Here is a 20,416-nt window from a genome sequence, read left to right as displayed (position 1 = left end):
CCGGTACTGGGGAAGCCACCACGCCATCCGCACCAGATTGAACAGGTCCTTCCGGACGGGTTTCTTTTCCTGCAGGCGCTCGTCCATCGCCGCCATACAGGGCAATTCGAACAGATCTTCGAGCTCATCGACGTGGAGGGGTTGCGCACCGTCGCTGTATTCGGTGAGCGTGTACCGATTCAAGCGCGCGTTCTCAACGGTGACACTCGCGTGATCGCGGTTCCGCGAAAGCACCGTCCCGAGACTTCGTGGCGAGGAGATAGACTCACAGACCTGTCGCTCCCACGTTCGGTCCGGGTCGTATGCGTCAACCGCCTCATAGAGGTCGCGTGCAGTCTGCGTCTCACCGAGCTGGACGACGTCGTCGTCTGCGGCGGAGACGGCGTTGATAATCGTCAGCAGGTCACGTTTCTGTCGGCTCCAGTTCTCCCACACGCGATGGGTTTGTCCGGCCTGGAAGAAACGGTCGATACGGTCAGTGATCGCTGATTCGTTCGCGGTGAGCCAGCTTCGTTGGTCTGCGGTTAGCGCCTCTTCTTGAACTGCGAGCAGCCGGCCAAAGGCGTCCTCTGCGTACTCGCGGTACTTCGCCATAAAATCCGAGACGGGGACGTACAGGTGGTTGTCCGCGATGTGGGCCTGGATCTCGCCCTGCTGGTTCTCATCCCCCTCCGAACGAGCGAGGCACTTTCGTGAGGCGGCGACGAGCGGGATTTCGAGGTAATACCCCTCTCCGAACTCGGGGCGTTCGGTGATGTCCGTACAGACACGCCCCGGATGGACACCGTCCTCGCCGGGATCTTTTGCGTAGAGGGTTTCGGCGATTTCCTGGTGGAGCGACCAGTCTTCGTACTCGCGAATGAGTGAGGCGATATTGTTGACGTAGAGTTCGCGGAGATCACCGAGGAGCGCGAGATGACGGGGCGGCGTATCCTCGAGTTTCGGATGGTCCATGATGCAGACCGCCCCGAGCGTCGTGAGGGTGGCTAGTGCTCCCGGATCGTCGACATAGGGGCGCTCCGCCGCCTCCTCCCGTGTGCTCGGCGCGAACGCATCGGTAGTGAACCGCTCGATGTCTGCGAGCATCTTCTCGGTCTGCTGCTCGCCATCGACCGTCCACCGCTGATACCCGCGTTCGAACAGCTGCGTCAGCTGTAACTCGCCCTTGTCTCGTGGAAGTGCTGCAACTCGATACGCCGTGTACTCATCGTCTGCTGGCGTGTCTCGGCTCATGATTCAAGGAACTCGGGCGTCGCTTCAGTCCGGAAGTCGAATCCCGGACCGTCGATGGGCTGGACGACACGCGAGACGTCGGCGTGTATCGAGTACGGCAGCCGCATCACCCGGCGTCGGTCGGCCGTGACGACCGGATCGATGGGAATCTCATATTCTTCGAGGAGCAGATCGTTGATGACTTCGCGACTTTGCTCGTCGTAGTGGTGCTCGCGATCCGCATCGAGCAAGTAGACGTGACAGCCCTGTCCCGAGTAGACGACCATGGTCTCGTCGGCTGCGAAGTCGTCCTCGAAGATGTCCTGGACGGCAAATCCGTACTCAAGGGCCTGCTCGATATCGTCGAACGTGTAGGGATATCCCTCAGGCGGGCTGTCAAGGATACCTGTGGCACGAAGCTGCTCAGTCCCGACATCGTCGGCTTTCCCATCGCTTGATTCACTGGAAGCGCGCTGTGCGGCGATGTCCTTCGCGTCGATATCGACCGCGAGGACCCATGGTCGCTCCCAGTGATCGAGCGCGTAGTAGACTGCGTCAGGGCGTGGTTCTGGCCGTTCCAGGAGATCCGGGTCTGCGAGCGCGTAGTTGCTCCCTTGAGCGGGGTCGTAGCGTGCGGGGTACTGGATGAACTCGACGAGATCCTCCACCGAGCCGAACTGCTGGATGGTTCGCTCGCCGGAGTTGCTGGTCTGCCAGGTATCGCGGCGGATGAACGACCGATCTGGAGCGTTCTGCTTCCGGATTGGGTATGCCTCGCGGAAGGCGATAGCGTACTGCTTCGGGCCACTGGCTGTAAGGAATGACGGGAGGGCGTCGAGGTGGTTCGGAAACGTCTCTATGTAGTAGGTGTGGAGCTCTTCACGAGTCGATTCTCGCCACTCCCCAGTCATGGATCTTGGTCGACCTCCGTTTTGAGACTCCGGAACGTATGGAGAGCGTCCATCCCCGACAGGTCGTGGTCGTTGATCGCCGCACGAAGCGAACTGATCGTCCGGGTCTGCGTGGACGTCAACGAGATATCGACTGTGTCAGTATCTGTGAGCGACTCGATGATCTCCAGAATGAGGTCTTTGTCTTCACACGCCCAGACAGCAGCCGCGTCGACGCTCGCTAGTTTCTCGTAATCCGAGAGCAGCGCGTCGGGATTGTTGCTCGGGGTTTCGACTTCACCTACCCAGACGAGTTCGTCAGCGGCATCGAACCCCGCAACGTCAAATACGACATCCTCCGAATGGTGATGGTAGACGGCCGTGCGAGCAACGTCTTCCTGCTGGGTGAGCCATGCTTCGAGGAACACAACGCCAGCCTTGTGTGGCGTTTTCTCACCGAGATCACCGATACCAGGGCTGGTATCGAGTGACCGATCGAGAAACCGTCGCCCAGCGGGGAGGACCGTATAGTACGTCTGCCAGAACGACCGGTGCTCTTCGATGAACTCCTTCTCTTTGAGCGTCTCTATATCGAGATTAGAGAATGGCTCTTTGAGCACGGTCATGCTCTCCAGCAGCGAATACTCCTCGACCTGGTGGTTCATCGCATCCAGTACGAGCCCGAGGAAGGCGGCCTCATCACGTGTGATGCCTTCCTCGCGGAGCGTCTCATCCGGAATGCTCGTCGTGGCGTCCTTGAATCGGGTCGATGGGGACGCCTCCGGATTCTGATTCTCCTCTGGTTCTGGTGGGTGCTCTGACCCTCCGTTGGAAGCAGAGGACTCCTCAGTAGATTCATCGAGTGATGCGAAGTCCTGAATCGTCACCTCGATGCCGTACGATTCAGCGTGCTCGGTGATTGTCCCGAGTCGAGTGAAGAGTTCACTGGATGTCGAAGCGGTGGAGCGAGCGCGCTTGGCGGCAACGAACACATCGTCTTTAGACGCGAATTGACAACACGCACTGGCCTTCCGCTCTTCGGACGCAGTATATTCGGATCCACAGATGTCGCAGACGTAGCACTCGGTGTCCGCGTCGTAACTCAGGTGCTCGGGCAGCGAATCCCCGCCTGTCGTTTCCGCCGAATCCGTTGTCTCTTCATCGCCGTCCGTGGTCTGTAGTTCTGAAGTATCGTTGCGCTCCTCACGGTGTTCTGACGCTGCTTGTCCCGCAGCTGAGAGTTGTTGGCTTCCTTCGGATTCCTGTGACCCGTCTGCAGTAGCGCCGAACATGGGCGCACTCCCGATATCTCGCTCGTCACTCGATGAGGTGCCGGGGTCGCCAGCTGTGCTCCCTGTCTCGCCCTTCGCAGAGACGCCTGTGTTGTCGCTCTCGGCGTTTGCGCCGAAGAACGGTGCATCCGATGGGCTACCGCCGTCGGCGGCTCCAGCGGGCGCTGTGCTCTCGCTCGACGATGCCGCCTCCGCGTCGGTGTCATCGCCAACCTCGTCGAGTGTCTCCCGAACTTCTTTGCGGGCAAATTGATTCGTCCGGCCCGGCAAACTGCACTCGTCTTGGGTTCGCCGCATCACTCGTGGAATCTGCTGTTCCTCGAAGAGATGCCGGTCGTCACCCGACAGGGGTGCATCGCTCTCGGGGTGGCCGTCGGGGATCGGCAGCGATGCAAGTGAGAACGGCGCCGGACCCGTCTGTCCGAACCGTGGACTCGGTAGCTGGGCGATCCACTCACCGGCTGGCATGCGACTCACGCGATTCCGGAACTCGGTCGTACTCAGATTCTCGTGTGCCACCGATTCGGCGAGCTTCGCATCTGTGGCGATATTCCCGATGAGCTTCGTCTTGACGTTGTTCAGAATCTCCGTATACGCCCGGTCCGACGTGCTGTACTGTGCGACCTGTTCGGGGTACTGGAGGATCAGGCCGAGACTCACACCGAAGGCTCGGCCTTGGGGGATGAACTGCTCGTAGACCAGCGAGGACGTCGCGACAGCTGCCGCCTCCTCGATGATCATATTCACAATCGAATCGTCGCCGTCGCTCTCGCTCTGACGAGCCCCACCGTTCAGCGACCGCCCACCGCCACGACGGCCCTGGACGGCGTCCCAGAGATTGCTCAGCAGGATCATCGTCAGGGCGTGCTGGGATTCAGTCCGGAACTCACCAAGGTCGAACAGGATGACGGCGTCGTCGTTGACGAACTCGCGGAAGTCGAAGGCGTTCCCGACGTACTCCTCGGCCTCGTCGTCCCACTCCGGGACGTGAGTGAACATCTGGTAGAGGTGCTCGTGCTCGACGATCTTGTCGAGGCGATTCGCTGCAGCCCCCATCGTCTGCTGGAACTGATGGTCGTCGACCTGGCACTTCTGCACCAGCGACTGTTCGATATGCGAGTTCGCCTCGCAGAGTTCGGGCAGCGTCCGGTCACGACTCATCCGGAACACAGCCTGAATCAGGTCCTCGAGGCTGAACGCGTCCTGGCCGTACTCCCGGTCGAACAGCGCCTTGATCAGGAAGGTGAGAATCTCGTTGGCGACGTACGCCTGCTCGTGGCGTTCCTCACCGAGAATGAGCCGCATAATCTCGTGGAAGTGCTCGACCTTGTCCTGAACGGCGTCCTGGCGGGAACGCCCCATCGCGAGTGCGGGGCGAATATCGAAAAACGAGACCGCCGGTAGGGTATCTGGCGCGTTGAAATAGTAGACGTCGTCCAGGTTTCCGTTCTTGGCGTAGTGGGCGTGGAGATAGTTCTCGGCCATCCCGTCCCCCTTCCCTTCAAGGAGGACGGTCGGGCCGTCGACGTGCTCGTGGAGTGAGAGCATCTCGGTCTGCACGGCTGTTGACTTCCCACTCCCGGTCGACGCAGCCCGAATGTAGCTCGTAGTCAGGAGGTTCGGCGGAATACGAATTGGTTGGTCCAAGGATTCGTTCCGGTTCCGGAGGGGCTTCCCCACCGTCATGCCTGTTCCGGCGAACTCCTCAAGGAGATCGGGATCCGGGAGCGGTAGTGGCTGGCGGAGTCGCTCTTTCCCGCGAGCGCCACGCGAGCCCTCAGTGGTCAATGTCTGTGCGCTCGGCACCGCCACGAAGTTCGCGAGTTCATCCGCGTTCAGAATGAGCTGGGGCCGGCGCTTCCCCATCGAGGACTGGTTGAACGAACGGTTGACCAATCGGTTCAGTTCTTTCTTGGCGGGGTCTCGAAGGTTTGTCAGGCTCTTTGTGACGCGGCTCCCGTCGAGATGGTAGAAGTACCCATCCAGGTGATTGAATGCGTTCGCCAGCGTCTCGATATTGTTCGCCGCCTGTGCTTTGACTGCCTCATCAGGCTCGTTCGAGAGGACGGCCACCGTCCGGACGTTCACGAGAAACGTCTGTGACGGTCCTTTTTGATCGATGAGCGCCTGTCGGGATGCGACCTCCCCACTAGCTGCACTCGACGTCTGCCGGGTGCTCTCACCGACGTGTGGCGGATCACGACCGCGTCGGCGATCTCGAATCCGCTCTTCGTCGGCCCCATAGACCATATCCGCTAGACTCGTTCGAGCGGACTGGAGGGCACCGTCGTGTTTCGTCTCGATCTGCTTTTTGCGGCCTTCAGCGAACTTCTGCCAGCTGCTGTACCGCGTGAACAACACCTGCAATGCGGTGGGTGCTGTGGCCTCTGTGAGTCGTTCAACGGCCGTCGCGAGTGGCGCTCGTGCTGGGTTTCCCGAACTGGTGCCTTCCTCTTGGACCTGCGAGTACTGCTTGATCGGCGTCATCCAGTCGCGGCTCCGCTCACCGATGCCACTCCAGCGAGCAGCGATTGGCGTGCGTTCAGAGAGTGAAACCACCTGCTCCTCTGCGTCAGGGTCGTCTGTCGGGCGTCGGGACTCCTCCTCGTCCGTGTCTGGACGACAGAGTTCTGCAGGGAGGTCGACCGCCTCCTCGTAAATCTCGTAGCTGGCTGGGTACGCAGTCTGCAGTTCGGATTCGACCGTCGGCAGCATCTCTTCGTCGTCGACGCCGAGATAGAACCGTACCGGCGCGTCTTCGCCTTGGGTAAGTGCGAGAAATTCGAATGTGGGCGGGCTCTTCCGTGGGTCGTATTTGACCTTCCAACCGGTGCGGAGCTTCCGCAACCCAGCTAGTCGGGACACGATATCGGCTGAGTCGACGCGTTCCCGTGCTGGTTCGATGCGAACGTACCGACGAGTCTCAGTCATCGGCCTCTTGTGGTGCTGTCGAGACGCCGGCCTCAGCGAGCAGTGAGTCCGGGATGTCGTAGTCGTCGACGCGGCCTTCTTCTGCGAGATACTCGACGTCGCCAGCGTCGATGTATCGCTGGTCGACGAGATACTCCCACGGGTCCAAGTCGTCGTCGAGGACGTGGATCTCGTAGTCGTTCACGTGGAGGGCGAGCGACTTCGTCCAGTCATTCACCGCGAGTAGGCACTCCGAGTAGCCGCCGTCTTCGCCGGTCTGGGCGGTCGCGATGAAGTTCTGCTCGGAGGCCGTCAACCCGTGGAAGTCGATCATGGCGTCGCTGACCGACTCGTGGTGGAAGATCTGCTTGATGTCGCAGAGGTTGTAGACGTTCCGCGCTTTCTCGACGGCCTCCTCGGACTTCTTGTCCGACTTCGCAATGAACTCGTCGACCGTCTGTGAGATGAGTGTAATCGCCGTGTTGAAGTGGCGGCTGTGGCGGATGAACAGGTCGATCATGTCCGTCGTTGCTGCCCGCCGCAGGAGATAGTGGGCTTCGTCGATGGTGACCTGGGTACGGCGGTCGCTGCTCTGAGCACGCTGGTAGATCCAGTCGAACATGACGTGCATGAACAGCGGTGCTTGGCCGGTATCGGCGAACATCGACATGTCGATGACGACCAGCCGGTTGTCGAGCTCGACGTTGGTTCGCCCGTTCAGATTGTCGTTCTCGCCACCGTGCTGGAACGCTTCGAGACCGAGGAGAAGCTGGTAGGCGTACTTCTCATCGGCCTCTTTGAATCGCATCTCTAGCTGTTCGATCTCCGGCCGAACGCGCTCCTCGTTTGCATCCTCGTGCAGTTCGATGAACTCAGATGGCTGGTCGCCGTCGGTGAGCGCGTGGAGTATGTCGAGGACGTCCTGCATCGTCGGACTCGTGTTCTCGTGCGTCACCGGGTCGGGGGTAATTCCGTACTTGAGATAGGCGAGACGGATAGCCCGCCGGAGGATACCCTCCTGTTCCTTGCTCAGCGACTGGTCCGCGACCGCCGAGAAGTGCGTACGGAACAGCTCCATCACGGAGCGGAACTTCTTCTTGAACGGGTCGTCGGCGACGTCGTCGATGCCGCGCCGGATTTCGAGGGGATTCACGGTGTTCTGCCCACCGAAGCGGATGACCTGGCCGCCGAGGTCGTTCGCGAAGTCGACGAAGTCTCCAAGCGGATCGAGGACGAGCATCTCGATCTCGGGGTCCATCATCAGCCGATGGTACATCTCGTGCTTCTCGGCGAACGTCTTCCCCGACCCCATCTTTCCAGCAATCGCCTTCGAGTACGACGAGAGCCGATAGCGATCTAACAGAACGGGCGTGTTCGTCCCATCGAAGCCATAGAAGACGCCCTCGGGGTCAGCCACGGCGGGCTCGATGAACGGGAACATCGTCCCCACGGCGGTCTCCTGCATGAGTTGGGTGGCCTTGATCGGGTCATCACCCAGCGGCGCGAGTGCGTCCTGAGATTCGATCTGGCGTTTGTCGAGCGTGACCGCCTCAGCATTCGCGGCCCCAAGCGTTTCGACGACGCGTTCGGTGGCGTCATCGAGTTCTTGTTCGGTGTCGGCGATGATCTCGATGTAGATCGCGAAGTCGAAGAGTTTCGTCTCCCCGAGGATGATATCCCAGATGAGGTCTTTGACCATGTCGCGGTCGGCCTCAGCCTCGTGGGTGTCGGTCTGGTTCTTCTCGTGTTTCTTGTGGAGACGGGCTCGCAGTTGAGTGAGGCGTTTCTGGAGTTTGCGGAGGACTGACCCAGTATCGCGAGGCTCGATGTGTTGGGTAACGCGGACGTGGTCGTTCGTCGTGTACAGGTTCTCGAGCCACCCGAGGGGAACGCGCTCGGGATAGCCGTGGATGGTGAGGGTGCGGACGAACTTGTCGTTGCGAACCATATACCCCGACTCGAAGAGGTTCGAGACCTCCTGGAGCTGGCGAGGGGCAATGACATCCCGGTCGGCAAGCGTCTTCTCGGTCTCGTCCTGCACAATGCCGAGCCGGAGCTCACCCTCGTCGACGTCCTCAACCTCAAGCAGGTACTCGGCTTGTTCGCGGATGTTCTCCTTCGTGAGGTCGTCCCCGTTCGCTTCGAGGATCTCCGCAGCGCGGTCGAACGTCTCGTCGTCAATGTCGTCGATGCTTGGCTCACTACTCCCCACGGGAAGCCACGAGCGAAGGCGGTCGAATCGCCCCGCCATTAGTGCTCACCCTCCGTTTTCGTCGCGTGGGAGAACTTCTCGAACTTCGGGTCGACGTGGTTGTAGTAGTGATAGAGGATTTCCATCGTCTCCTGGCGGTCGGTGACGCGTTCAATGGAGACGTCCGTCCGGCCGAGTTTGTTCGTGATCCTGCGCTGGCGCTGCCGGACTTCGCGGATACAGAGTTCGGTACGGGCCTCCTCGTGGGAGTCACCCAGTGGCGTTCGATCGACGATCCCGGAAAAGACCGTCCCGATGACCGGAAGCGTCCCGAGCTGACTCAATACGCTTCCTGTATCGAGGTCCTTGTGGACTTGGTCGGCGTCGACCCGCGTGACGATGTAGAAATCGCGCTGTTTGAGGTCCTCGTCTTCGATGTTTGTGTTCGCCCACTGGATGTAGAACTTGCGTCCGTACTGGAGGATAGGTGTCTGGCCACGCGATGCCATGCTCGCGCCGGCGGTGTAGAAGCGTTCGAGGTGCCCGGTCAGGTCGAAGGTCTTCGGATAGCAGGGCACCGCAACGCTGGACTCCAGCGACATCAGGAACGACATGTATGCACTCATCGTGTCCCGTTTCGCCTGGTCGCTGAGCGAGAGCCAGTTCTGTGGATGAACCTTCAGCAGTCCGATGTAGCTGTTCTCGTCGACGGCGATGCCGTCGTCGCGGACGTAATCGAAGCCGAGTTTTTCCTGCGTGGTCGTGGACTCCCCGAGTCGATTCTCGAGGTCGAAGTGGTCGCGAGCCCGAGCCCGTTCGCGAGCGGTCGGGAGGTCCTCGTCGATGTCGTCGAGAAAGTTATCGAGTGCGCGGAGAACTTCGAGGTCAGACTCCGGCGCTCCATTTTGAGTCGCGGTCGGCTGGGTACCGTTCTGTAGCTCGGACCCCGGCGCTGAGTGCGACTCGGTCGCTGACGTACCCGTCGTCGATTGGCCGGTTGAACTATCGGATGCAGCGTTCCCGTTCGTTGTCTCGTCTACGTCGTGTTCCCCATCGCTGTCGGCGGTTGTTCCGTCGGTGGTCTCGTCGGAGGAGGCAGAGCCCATGGGTGGTCACCTCGATTCGGTCTCCTGCTCAGCTTCGATCGTTTCGACGTCAAGACCCTCCTGCCGGACGCCGACGACGTCCTGAATGACAGGCGTCTCTGCCTCTGTTCGAGTGCGGCGGTTGTAGTACGAGTTCGATGAGAGATAGTAGTCTGCGGCGGCCCGGGCGTAGCTGATCGGTCGTTGGCCAGCGGGCGCAACGAGGAGAATGAGGATGCCGAGGGTGAGACCGATGCCGCCAGCAATCAGGAAGAGCGTGCCGGTGAACCCGAGGCTCTGGGCGATGCCGAGGGCGAGGAATGGGATGATGAGGACCTCGCCGACTTCGCGGGCAGTGAGACCAAATACCAACTTCGTGTTGATGATCCGGCCTGCGATGGGGAAGGTCTCCATGTGATTATTTCCTTACTAAGATAGATAGTTAATAGTTTTCCCAGGATATCGGTTTTGAATAGTATTCGTGATTTGTTAGGTATTTCTGTCGGATGTATCGGGGAACGACTCGTGGAGGTCCCTGAGTGTGATTGCCTCTGCATCACGCTCGGCGGCATGCATTGCGGCGTCGTCGACGATCCCCACGATGTCAGCACTACTGAGGTCCTCTGAACGGTCGGCTAGCTCTTGGTAGTCGTCTTCGTCGAGTGCGGTCGGAAGTTCGCGGAGTCGAACGCGGAAAATCGCCTCACGAGCGTCGTGGTCGGGGAGGCCGATTTCGTACTGCTGATCGAAGCGTCCCCGTCGTGTGGCGGCCTCGTCGAGGAGGTCAGCCCGATTCGTCGCCGCAATCACGAGGAAATTCGGCTCTTCGTCGTCCAGGTGCGCGAGGAACTCGTTGACGACCTGGGCGTGCTCGCGATGGAGCTCATTTCCGCGGCCAGCGAGGAGGGCGTCTATCTCGTCGATGAATATGACACACCGGTCGAACTGCTCTGCCTCGTCGAACAACCGGTTGACCTGCTCGGTCGACTCGTTGATCCAGCGTGATTTGATATCGCCCGCAGATAGCTCGAGATACGGATGGCCGAGTTCCCCAGCGATTGCTCGGGCGAATAGGGTTTTCCCGGTTCCGGGTGGACCGTACAGGAGGATTCCATTCGGTGGTGAGACGTTGAACCGCTCGTAGGCTTCGTCGATTCGAGTCATTGGTCGAAGTACTGAACGCTCGATATTCGTTTTCAGCGACTCCATCCCACCAATATCTGCAAACCGTGTCTCTGGTGCAGGCTCCCATTGATAGCTTCGGTCCCTCGGCAGATCTTCGTTCTTCGGTGCCTTCCTGTCCTGGCCATCCGTGTCATTCGTGGATGCAGGTGGATTCGCAGACCGTGTACCTGACTGGCTACGCTGCTTCTCCTTTGTTTTCGAGGTATCACTTTCTGGGCTAGTGTCCGTGAGTCCGGCAAGATTAGCATACGCCATCATTGGCACGCTAACTAACCAGCTCAGGCCAACAAGCAAAGGATCGTCAAACAGGGCAGTAATCCGTAATGGCTGAAATACTCCCTCAACCGATGGCCAGAAACCCTCTAAAAGGGGAAGGAGCCAGACCGCAGTTAACACGGCTGATCCAACGATTATTCCTAAAAACCATCCCCTTTCCACATCCTCGTCGTCCTGCCCAACTACGAGTTCTATCGTTGTAGTCGCGACTATGGCAATAACACTCGGTACGAACCAAATAGCAGGCACACTAAGGATTGCTGCAATCCACCCGATGGAGGTAGGCATCTTAGCCGCTACCCAAATCACGCCTAACGGAACCAGAAGGTAACACGCGGAAAGTACAATAGTTGAAAATAGAGATGTGATAACTGATTTGAATATTACATCGAAGTTCCGCTGACTATTGGTCCTCTCCTCGTTTGTGGACGTGTTGTGTTCTTGTCCGTCCATTGTTATACTTAATTTATGGAATCCCGTTGTATATGCATTCGGTCAATCCTACTTAGACTGGCCCTTGTTAGAAGAGCTGTCAGACCAGTCATTCAGCTCACGTTGCTTCGATCCGGTATCATCTGATGTATCGACAACCGGGTTGTCTCGGTAGCGCTCAAGGCCTGCCTCGGCCCAGTCGACCGGAGATTGGTGGAGATTCCGCGTTGCATAGTCCGCACCTGCATGTGCATCGTTGATCACTCGTTTCCCACCTTTCTTTCCGGAGTTTCCGATTCGCTTCCCCCTCTCAACCTTCTCTTCAGAAACAACGCTCGTAGCAACGTTCCCAATCGTACTTTTGGTTCGCCCCGCAGCAGAGCCTGCCTTCCCCACAGCAGTACTACCCACTCCTTTGGTTCGTTTATCGATTCCCCGTAGCCCTTTTGAAGTCCCATGCCTCGCCTGTTCCATCAGGGCTGTGCGCGTCGATTTTTCGCCAGACTGGGTTGACGACGAACTCTGGGAATTCGATTTGCTCTTCGCTCCCTGACGACCGGAAATGCGTCGCGGCGACAGCCCGGCCATCGCCGCGGATTTGATGCCGACGAGTGCGGGTGCGACGAGGCCGATCAGCCAGAAGAGGTACGCCTCGAGGACTTCCCCGAACCCAGGATCGCCAGCTTGCTGGCTCTGGGCAGCAGCCGCACCCTGCCCGGCCATGTCTGCGTACGCACCGGCAGCCGCGGCGCCGGTCTGCAAGAGGCCCGCCATCACGATTCCGGCGAGGAGCATATAGGCCGTCGCCCGGAGAGCAGTTTTCGCGATCTCCGACGTGTAGCGGAGGGGTCCAAAGTCCAGGAAGAGCATCGCCCCGAGGATGGGCAGGAGAATGAACGTCGCGTTGAACAGGAACTCCCGCAGGACGAAGACCCCGAGTGCCAGCAAAATGCCCGCCACGGACACCATGCTCAGGATGAGCGCACCGATGATCACGCCAGCACCCGACGCCGCAGCCCCGTCGAGACTGGATTTCAGAACCTCTGGCCCGAATGCGGCACCGTAATTCGCGGTGAAGATGTGGCGAATGATCGCGTTCGTCAGCAGCAGTCCAAAGTGCATGATCTGGCGGGCGACGGCGACGAAGATGATTACCTTCAGCGCCTTCCAGACGAGCATGAAGTTCGTCACCTCCCGCTGATCGGCGAACGGCTTCGTTGCGACCCCGGCCATGAACATGATCACGAGCAGCTGCGGGAAGATATCGAGATTGTGCTGGAAGGCCGCCTGCATCGTGGGGTCGGAGTAGGGGCTGTCGAAGATGATGAACGTCCGCATCCCGTTGGCGATGAGCTCGCCGATGAACCCGAGAATCCCGGTCAGGATGTAAGTGAAGAAGTTCGCAATCCAGTCGGTGAAGACGGCGGCGAGTGGTACCAGCGTGGCGTCAGTCGGCAGCGTCGCGATGCCGTGCTGGATGGACGCGAGAGTATCGGGACCGATGCTGTCGTGGACGACGTCGAGCGGGACGTGGAATCTCGATCCGGTCATCGTTTGATCTGAGTTCGGTGGTGTACGTTTGTTGCGTGAGATTTAGAGTGGAAATCCAAGTAAGTGCATCACGAGTGCTAGCCTGTTCCCCGCCGCATGTACGCAAACGGTGCGAAGAAGACGAGAAACGCCGCCACGGAGACGAGTGCACCCGCCAGGCTGGTCAGGAGCTGGTAGATGTTGAATGGCTCCGGCTGGAACGCGACTCGTGTCTGTGCGGGTCCGTAGTAGACGTTCTCGGAGACATTGGTCGCGCCCGTGAACGAGGCAGTGACGTAGAGATCACGCCGCTCGACGACGACTGCGCCGTCGGCGTTCGTCGTTACTCGTCCCTGAGCGGCCCCGCTGAGCCAGAGGATTCGGCCCGCTAGCGGTTGGCCAGTGGTAGCGTCGGTGAGTTGGATCCGGGCGTGCGTCTCGTTGAGTGTCGTCGCGGAGAGACTCGCGTTCTGCTCGCGAACGGTCTGTGTGGTCACCGGTATCGAATCGTTGTGGATATCGCGGAGCTCTGTAATCGGCTGGTCGACGTTCGTGATGACGATCGTCGTGTAGCCGCGAGGCGGTACCGAGGTGAGATTCACACGCCGGTCAAGCGGGGCCGCGCTGCCGGACATATTGAAGCCGTTCAGTCTCGTGATTTCCGGAGCAGCGGTGACACTCGTGTTCTGCGTCCAGCGGAGCGTCGGCTGCCGACTACGAGCGGTGAGCCGCAGTTCGAGGACGTTCGGGAACGCGACGGTTCGCTGCCGTCCGTCTGTGGCCGCGAGCTGCTGTGCGAGCGTCTGGTTGAGTCGCGTCGTGTTACCCGGTGCGAGCGAGAGGGTGATGTTCGACGTCGTGAGAAGCCGCCGACCGCGTGTCGCATTCCTGTACCGGCGCTGCGAATAGACGCCCCAGACGTTCTGAACGCGTCCAGCCGACCCCTTGAACCGAGCATAGCTCCAGAGTCGGCGGTCGGAGAGGGTGTGTGGGCCCTCGAACCGGAGGATGATTCGGTCGATCCCCTCTTCGGAGCGTACGACCGTCTGCGTGAGGCTAAGATTCTGGTTCGACGTGACGACCGCAGGAGCGCTGTCCTGGACCGTATGCGAGAGGGCGAGCGTCTCATCGGCCGTCGTATTCGACAGCTGCCAGCCACCGCCATCGCGGACGTAGGTCTTCGTCGTGACGGCGACGGTTGAGTTGATCGTCGCGCGGACCTGCATCGTCGTCGGCTCGGTTGCCTCCGCCCCGTCGTACTCGAGTTGACGCGGCGACGCTGAATCACTCTCCCAGGTCTGATTGCCGATTCGGACGCTTCGGTCGACCTGCTGCTCGAGGAGATCGTACGAGAGACAGGTCTTGGTGTCGCCAGCAACGGTACACGTCCGATTCGGAAGGAGCGTCGAGTAATCGAGCTGCGTCAGAACCGTTCCGTTCCGCGGAATGAGCAGTCGGTCACTTGCGTTTTCAGAGTGGTTGCCCGCTTCGGCACCGATACCAGTCCGCACTCCCTCGTTTGTCCCGAGGATCGTGATATGAGCGTCTTTGACGACCGTGCCGTTCGAGCGCTGCGAGTCGGGGAGCCAGAGACTCGTCGAGTCGTTGCGCTGAATCGAGTTCAACTGGGCAAGACGATACTCGCTGAGTGTCTGCTGGTTCGGCCCGACGCGATATGGTGGTTGAGTCGTCGCGTAGGAGAAATCGCGCATCCGACTGATATTCGCCACAGAGACGTTCTCCGCACGGACGACATCGTCGAGGGTGGAGAGCACGAACGGCGGAAGCGTCCCGGCGTCTGGATCGCGGTCGTCGGAGATGAACGCACGCGTCTCGTTGTTGGGCGCGGTACCAGTCGGTGCTGTGACCGCACTCACGACGGGGAGCGCGAGGAGGGCAACAACCACGAGGCCAGTGAGGGGACGACTGTCCGTCATAGGTCAGAGTGATTAGGGTGGAAGAGCGGTAGCCCGCTCTCGCCTCACCCGAGGACACTGCTCAGGGAAGGACTGGAACGATCATCCCCGGGGCGAGGTTCTCGAAGAGGCCGACGAACACGTTGTAGCTGACCGAGAGGACGATCATCCCGGCGCCACCCCACATACCGCGCCAACCCCATTGGGCGCGGTCGGCACTGCGTCTGGAAACGAACCAGACGGCAGCGCCGACGAGGAAGACGATCACGCCGATCTGACCGAGGGTTGTGGCGACGAACTCCTCGATCTGCGTGAGTGAGCTGCTTATTTCGCTTTGTTGGGCGGCAGCGACGCCTGTACTTGCGGTGAACGCGAACAGGACGACCAGGGATCGTGCGACACCGTGACGATGGCGCATGATTCATTCATTATAGTGACGGCACTAAAAACCTTAGATAAGACTATTGATGCATTTATCTTAGACGACAGATAGTGCTTCTAACAGCCAAAAATAGCAAGTAGACTGCGTTCAGGCGAGAGTTTCGAGTCGGTTCAGTGCCATCATGCCGATGGTATTCAGACGGTCGGATTACAAGGGAACCAATCCGTTGGAATCAAAACCACACTCATTGGCGCTAAGTGTCCCATTTTCACCAGTCTAATCGAAATCACAGGGGAGCGCAGACGCATCGGCTTTAGATCGATATAGAGGTGGTGTAAGCATAGCTAGTCGACTGAAGAATCCCAGTGAATCGCCTGGCTACTGCACAATAAGATATGACAACTATCGAGTCCAGTCTGAATTGAAGCACAGAATTTTATGCATCGGTGCTAGGATGGGTGAATATGGCTGATTCAGATCCACCGGATGAAGAGGGGGCAAGCGACCAAGACCCCCCTACAGCCGGTTCGATTGATTTTTCGACGTACAATATTCCAACCGACCTCACCGCCTTTCAGACTTATCTCCTCTGTCTCATCTATCGATTTGAGACAGTGGAAGGAGTGACCCTCCAGAATGCGCTCGAAGATCTCTATCCGGAAGACATCAATCATGGGCGATTATACCCGAGTCTCGACCGGATGGTCGAGTCTGGGTTAATCAGCAAACAGACGAAGGAAAGCGACAAGCGCCGGAAGGAATATTCCTTAACTGGTCGGGGCGAGTGGGTCGCAGAGGAATATCTACGGTTCGTTCAGGAGATGATATCCTGAGATGGACTCCATAGACCCTATTCAGATTCTAACTCGAACGCTCGCTCCAGTAACTCGATCAAGCGTCGAAGCGCGCTAACAACGGTCTCGTCTATCTGAACGGCCACACGCTCTGAATCCACTGGATGCTTTTTGCCGAGGGAGAGAACGACATCTCCGTCTGGTGACAGCGATGCGGAGAGCCACGCAGTAACGTTCGGGGACCCAGCCAGCCACGCCGTAGTCAGATCATGCCACGGGTGATCTCGCTCTTCCTCAGTTGGTCGCGCCGTTCCAAATCCACGCTTTTGGAGATTGGTTACGAACTCTTGGAGTTCTTCACAATCACTTCTTTCGAGCTGTACTGTCACCCGGTGTGAGTCAGCATTCCAGCCGAATTCCTTCTTCCCCAATTGAAGTGTGAGGTGGCCGGTAGGTGACCGTGAAATCGTAGCCCATGCACGACCACGTCGGCGGAGATGGCACTGCGCGACAGTGACCCATTCGCCCGATTTATCGAATGAGGTCCAGTACTCTCCAGGTATCGGAACCTCGACTTCTACCTGTGGAGATTTCTCCTGCCAGAGCCACTGTAACACGTCTGGATATCCCTCAGTCCCCACTCGGTTCGGGAGCGCGTACGGCCACACTGTGAGGATACCAGAGAGGTCGACATCGTGGGAAGTGAAATCGTCTTCCTCAAGCCAGACAACGCTAAACTCACGTTCGAGATAGTGCTCGGTAACTGCCTCGACGTCCTTCCCGTGATTGCGGTACTGTGCCTCGACGGCGATCCCTCGTCCATAGGGCGAACAGGGAGCGTCGAATGTTAGAAGTACGTCAGCGATGCGATTATCTACCGCAGCCTCGAGCTCGACAGTAGCGTCTGGAAAGTCGTGTTCAAGACGAGCAAACGCAATCGACTTCATTTTCTGATGCTCGTCGGATTCGCCTGGACACGCTCCAGGAGTATCCAAATCTGCAAGCGTCGTCTGGCCTGTTCTCTTCATCGAAGGATTCTGGGTCCTATCGTGGTGGCGGAAATGACGAGAGATGAACACGCTTCCCCGCTCATGAGATTGGACGACAGCCATAGAACCACTACAAACGGGGCATTCGACAGTCGCACCATCCGCTACTTGCGGGGGGATTACTTCTGTATTGTCGAGTAGACCAAGATAGGGCATCGGCTTTGGTCAGAAATTAGCCACGAGAAGTATAGGTGTATCTACAGAATCATTCTCGAACCAACATTCGCTGTGACGGTTGGATTACTTCCCCCAAGCAAATACTTCAGACTCTATTTGCAACTGTGACATCCTACGCCATCAGGAACAATAGAAACGGGGTTTGTCTCTGTTAGAGTCGCGTGGCAGGTATTACAGCTAACTTCATCTGTGACTCCGACCCCGATTGCGTAGGGAGCTCGCACAGAGGTGGTTTTGCCACTCTCTCTAACAGTGTATTCAATTTCGCCCCGTTCGTAGGTTACGAGCGTAATTGCAACTGGTGTCGTCTTCACCTCGATTGCGTGTCGGTCGTAGATCTCGTGTTTTCGTTGAGAGTATCCCCGTTCTTTTTCTCCAAGAATCTCTGTGAGCTCCTCTTCCGCTTTCGATTTTGCTTCTTTGAGCTCTCTCCGCTTTTCGAGCACCTCCACACGTTGATGTTGGGACTTTGCGTCTTCGACATCCGTGGCTACGTTCTGAATACGGTCAGAAATCGAGGTGATTTCGCTCTGCAACTCCGTGATTCGCTGTTCCTGAAGCTGTTGATACTCCTCAAATTCTGACGTCGCAGATTTCGACGCAGACTGTCGAAGGTCATCTATATCACCCTGAACTTCCTCGACCGCAAGCTTCTGTCCGACATTAATGACAGCAGCAAGCTTCTCCGCTGAGACTGAAATCTCACTCCCTTCAGAGAGTTCGTTTGGAGGAGCAGCTTTTGGTCTGAAGTACTCACCTATCAAGAGATCCGTGATCTTCGGAAGATGTTCTTCCGAATCAAGGTCTACAGATACTGCTTCTAAGAATTGGGTCTGGAACTTACTGACAGTTTCAACCCCAACCCTCACAAATGCACAGATAGCCACCTTATCGTAGTACGGATTGAATTTAACATCGGTTACTTCAGCATTGCTCTCAGCAATCCAAGCAGGGTGCTGGTAGTCACCATTAACGACATCGCTAGTGAGTTCGACCCGCCCGATCATCGCCATATCGGCTGCTTCCTCAAGAATTTTCTGAGTGAACTCACTCTCAGGAGTAAGTAGAGCTACTGACTCATTTTCTGCGTTTTCGTCACTGAGTAATGCGATTTCGAACTCACTGCTATCAGAGAACCCAACGTCGACATGTGCGGGCAAATTGACGTACCACCGATTACCATCCGCCTGTATGCTGCCTCCCAAGCCTTTGAGGTACTCTCGGATAGCGGCTTCTAGTTCAGATTGCGTTACCGCAAGACGTGCATCAGTCATTTTTCGCCCCCAGGTCGAATCCTTGGAAAACACCGCTGTTAAACTGCTCAACTTTCTCTGAAAGCTCTTTTTGTTCTTCGAGATTGATTGCCATCGAGTCAAAGTCGTTCTCCAAATCAACCTCGGAACCAGCGTTGACGAGCCGTTCGAAGATTTCGTCCTCAAAAGTTTTGCCAGAGTCCTCTAAACGGGTGAGAATCGTACTCAGTTCACCCACCGTCTGCTGGAAGAGGTCAATCTTGTGGTAGAGACGGTCAAGTACGTATTCCTCGATCGTCCCCTTCAAACCCATATTGAAAACATACACCTTTCGCTTCTGGCCAATTCGGTGGATTCGCCCAATCCGCTGCTCGACCTTCATTGGATTCCAGGGGAGATCATAGTTCACCATAATATTGCAGAACTGGAGATTACGGCCTTCATTCATTGCATCTGTAGAGACAAGGACACCACCCTCCTCGCGAAATTGGTCGACGATGTCTTCCTTTTCTTGGCTTGAATGGCCTCCATGGAACGCATGGGTCGTGTAGCCCTGTTGGTCCAGCGCTTCGAGGAGTTGGCGCTGTGTTGGACGGAACTGCGTGAATACGATGACACGCCCCATCTCAACGCGTTCCCGCACCTCCTCGACGATATCAAACAGTCGTTCTTGCTTCGTGACTGACTCAACAGCGTCGATCTTGTCCATAATTGTTTCAAGCTCGTCTTTATGAGTCAGCTCACGCTGATCGTCGAGCTGCTTTCGAATGGTTTGCTCAAGTGCTGCCGGACTGCTGACAACCTCCTTCTGGAGGAGCATTAGCACCAGCTTCTGCCCTTGATCTTGGGAGTACGCTGCGCGCACATACTCCGTCACCGCGTCGTACAGTTTCTTCTCAGATTCGTTTGGTTCGAACGTCCGCGTGTCGATGATGCGTTCTGTGAAGTCGATATCCGTATCTTCTCGCTTATTCCGGATCATCACCTGTCCCAAACGGCGCTGTAGCTCGTTGCGGTTCACGAGTGTCTGCTGACTGCTATTCACGAAGTAGTGATGGAAGGTATCGCGGCTACCGAACAGGCCAGGGCGGAGGAGAGAAACGATATTGTAGAGATCTGTGAGCTCGTTTTGGATAGGAGTTGCCGTAAGGAAGAACGCGTAGTCGTATTTGAGTTTCTTTATAAGATCGTATCGATCAGTCTCTTCGTTCTTGACGTAGTGTGCTTCGTCCAGCACGAGGACATCCCAATCCCGCGCGAGAACGGCTGCTTGGTGTCGGTCGCTCTTCGCGGTATCGATACTCGCAATGATACGGTCGTGAGCATCGAATCCCTGAAATTCGTCGTCGTAGTTGCAAACGAATTCCAACCCAAACTTCTCCCGTAATTCACCTTGCCACTGCTTGGCCAATTGTGCAGGAGTTAGAATCAACACTGACCCATCAGTCTCGCGGTAGTGCATTTCCTTTAGAATCATGCCGACCTCAATGGTCTTTCCCAGACCAACTTCGTCGGCGAGAAGCGCCTTACCATTCATCTCAAAGAGCGCTCGGTGGGCAGCGTTAACTTGGTGTTCAAGGAGTTTGACCTGCTCCTCGTCGACGCCGATCAGGGACCGTAGTTCGGTATCGGGCTGTCCTGCGAGTAGTCGATTCGCGATAACGGTCTGCCGGTGAAATGAGAAGTCCGCAATACCCGACGAATATGAATCCAGAATGTCGTCTGGGTCACTGTGCGTGACCTCGATATCAACGAGGTCCTGTTCGTCCATGTGTCAAGCGAAACAGTATGCCATCAAATAGGTTGTGCAGTATCGACTCTCGTACCCGGTTCAGCGGGCTA

General features: G+C 57.6%; 14 protein-coding genes. 1 reads left to right on the top strand and 13 read right to left on the bottom strand.

Annotated elements, in window-relative coordinates; translation table 11 throughout:
- The 10 genes from ACR3FE_RS23840 to ACR3FE_RS23795 all read right to left on the bottom strand — a co-directional run.
- Positions 1 to 1,233, bottom strand: a 1,233-nt coding sequence (locus tag ACR3FE_RS23840; RefSeq protein WP_458210339.1) for a primase-associated protein, incomplete at its 3' end; no start/stop codon positions are given.
- Positions 1,230 to 2,123 (bottom strand): bifunctional DNA primase/polymerase, encoded by an 894-nt coding sequence (locus ACR3FE_RS23835; protein ID WP_458210338.1) that lies wholly within the window; start codon positions 2,121 to 2,123, stop codon positions 1,230 to 1,232. The genes ACR3FE_RS23840 and ACR3FE_RS23835, both read right to left, overlap by 4 nt.
- Positions 2,120 to 6,325, bottom strand: a complete 4,206-nt coding sequence (locus ACR3FE_RS23830) for an ATP-binding protein (RefSeq protein WP_458210337.1) — start codon at positions 6,323 to 6,325, stop codon at positions 2,120 to 2,122. The genes ACR3FE_RS23835 and ACR3FE_RS23830 overlap by 4 nt, the downstream gene beginning before the upstream one ends.
- Positions 6,318 to 8,555, bottom strand: a complete 2,238-nt coding sequence (locus ACR3FE_RS23825) for a VirB4 family type IV secretion system protein (protein ID WP_458210336.1) — start codon at positions 8,553 to 8,555, stop codon at positions 6,318 to 6,320. The genes ACR3FE_RS23830 and ACR3FE_RS23825 overlap by 8 nt, the downstream gene beginning before the upstream one ends.
- Complete coding sequence (locus ACR3FE_RS23820; protein ID WP_458210335.1) at positions 8,555 to 9,601, bottom strand: TraC-like domain-containing protein; 1,047 nt, start codon at positions 9,599 to 9,601, stop codon at positions 8,555 to 8,557. The genes ACR3FE_RS23825 and ACR3FE_RS23820 overlap by 1 nt, the downstream gene beginning before the upstream one ends.
- A gap of 6 nt (positions 9,602 to 9,607) precedes the next feature.
- Complete coding sequence (locus ACR3FE_RS23815; protein ID WP_254538622.1) at positions 9,608 to 9,994, bottom strand: hypothetical protein; 387 nt, start codon at positions 9,992 to 9,994, stop codon at positions 9,608 to 9,610.
- A 75-nt stretch (positions 9,995 to 10,069) separates the two neighbouring features.
- Positions 10,070 to 10,744: an ATP-binding protein gene (locus tag ACR3FE_RS23810; RefSeq protein ID WP_458210334.1), complete on the bottom strand. Its 675-nt coding sequence runs from the start codon at positions 10,742 to 10,744 to the stop codon at positions 10,070 to 10,072.
- 798 nt (positions 10,745 to 11,542) lie between these two features.
- Positions 11,543 to 13,024, bottom strand: coding sequence for a TrbL/VirB6 family protein (locus tag ACR3FE_RS23805; protein ID WP_458210333.1), 1,482 nt, complete (start codon positions 13,022 to 13,024; stop codon positions 11,543 to 11,545).
- 77 nt (positions 13,025 to 13,101) lie between these two features.
- Positions 13,102 to 14,940, bottom strand: a complete 1,839-nt coding sequence (locus tag ACR3FE_RS23800; RefSeq protein ID WP_458210332.1) for a DUF8186 domain-containing protein — start codon at positions 14,938 to 14,940, stop codon at positions 13,102 to 13,104.
- Positions 14,941 to 15,001: 61 nt separating this feature from the next.
- Entirely contained in the window at positions 15,002 to 15,337 is a 336-nt protein-coding gene (locus ACR3FE_RS23795) for a hypothetical protein (protein ID WP_089872516.1), read from the bottom strand.
- 428 nt (positions 15,338 to 15,765) lie between these two features.
- On the opposite strand from ACR3FE_RS23795, the gene ACR3FE_RS23790 reads away from it, so the two are divergent.
- Positions 15,766 to 16,134 carry a PadR family transcriptional regulator gene (locus ACR3FE_RS23790; RefSeq protein WP_458210331.1) on the top strand — a complete coding sequence of 123 codons (369 nt, stop codon included), beginning with the start codon at positions 15,766 to 15,768 and terminating at the stop codon, positions 16,132 to 16,134.
- Between the two features lie 17 nt (positions 16,135 to 16,151).
- Here the strand turns inward: ACR3FE_RS23790 and ACR3FE_RS23785 are convergent, their stop codons facing one another.
- The 3 genes from ACR3FE_RS23785 to ACR3FE_RS23775 all read right to left on the bottom strand — a co-directional run bounded on the left by ACR3FE_RS23785 (position 16,152) and on the right by ACR3FE_RS23775 (position 20,345).
- Positions 16,152 to 17,042 (bottom strand): hypothetical protein, encoded by an 891-nt coding sequence (locus tag ACR3FE_RS23785; RefSeq protein ID WP_458210330.1) that lies wholly within the window; start codon positions 17,040 to 17,042, stop codon positions 16,152 to 16,154.
- 371 nt (positions 17,043 to 17,413) lie between these two features.
- Positions 17,414 to 18,595, bottom strand: coding sequence for a hypothetical protein (locus ACR3FE_RS23780; RefSeq protein WP_458210329.1), 1,182 nt, complete (start codon positions 18,593 to 18,595; stop codon positions 17,414 to 17,416).
- Entirely contained in the window at positions 18,588 to 20,345 is a 1,758-nt protein-coding gene (locus ACR3FE_RS23775) for a DEAD/DEAH box helicase (RefSeq protein WP_458210328.1), read from the bottom strand. The genes ACR3FE_RS23780 and ACR3FE_RS23775 overlap by 8 nt, the downstream gene beginning before the upstream one ends.
- Between the last annotated feature and the right edge of the window lie 71 nt (positions 20,346 to 20,416).

The organism is Haladaptatus rarus (assembly GCF_054177585.1).
This window is presented reverse-complemented; position numbering and strand designations above follow the sequence as displayed.

Excerpts from the sequence above, each read along its gene's own strand:
- ACR3FE_RS23790 (WP_458210331.1), top strand. The coding sequence starts at position 15,766 with ATGGCTGATTCAGATCCACCGGATGAAGAGGGGGCAAGCGACCAAGAC.
- ACR3FE_RS23780 (WP_458210329.1), bottom strand. The coding sequence starts at position 18,595 with ATGACTGATGCACGTCTTGCGGTAACGCAATCTGAACTAGAAGCCGCT.
- ACR3FE_RS23800 (WP_458210332.1), bottom strand. The coding sequence starts at position 14,940 with ATGACGGACAGTCGTCCCCTCACTGGCCTCGTGGTTGTTGCCCTCCTC.
- ACR3FE_RS23820 (WP_458210335.1), bottom strand. The coding sequence starts at position 9,601 with ATGGGCTCTGCCTCCTCCGACGAGACCACCGACGGAACAACCGCCGAC.
- ACR3FE_RS23835 (WP_458210338.1), bottom strand. The coding sequence starts at position 2,123 with ATGACTGGGGAGTGGCGAGAATCGACTCGTGAAGAGCTCCACACCTAC.
- ACR3FE_RS23795 (WP_089872516.1), bottom strand. The coding sequence starts at position 15,337 with ATGCGCCATCGTCACGGTGTCGCACGATCCCTGGTCGTCCTGTTCGCG.
- ACR3FE_RS23775 (WP_458210328.1), bottom strand. The coding sequence starts at position 20,345 with ATGGACGAACAGGACCTCGTTGATATCGAGGTCACGCACAGTGACCCA.
- ACR3FE_RS23825 (WP_458210336.1), bottom strand. The coding sequence starts at position 8,555 with ATGGCGGGGCGATTCGACCGCCTTCGCTCGTGGCTTCCCGTGGGGAGT.
- ACR3FE_RS23830 (WP_458210337.1), bottom strand. The coding sequence starts at position 6,325 with ATGACTGAGACTCGTCGGTACGTTCGCATCGAACCAGCACGGGAACGC.
- ACR3FE_RS23810 (WP_458210334.1), bottom strand. The coding sequence starts at position 10,744 with ATGACTCGAATCGACGAAGCCTACGAGCGGTTCAACGTCTCACCACCG.
- ACR3FE_RS23815 (WP_254538622.1), bottom strand. The coding sequence starts at position 9,994 with ATGGAGACCTTCCCCATCGCAGGCCGGATCATCAACACGAAGTTGGTA.
- ACR3FE_RS23785 (WP_458210330.1), bottom strand. The coding sequence starts at position 17,042 with ATGAAGTCGATTGCGTTTGCTCGTCTTGAACACGACTTTCCAGACGCT.
- ACR3FE_RS23805 (WP_458210333.1), bottom strand. The coding sequence starts at position 13,024 with ATGACCGGATCGAGATTCCACGTCCCGCTCGACGTCGTCCACGACAGC.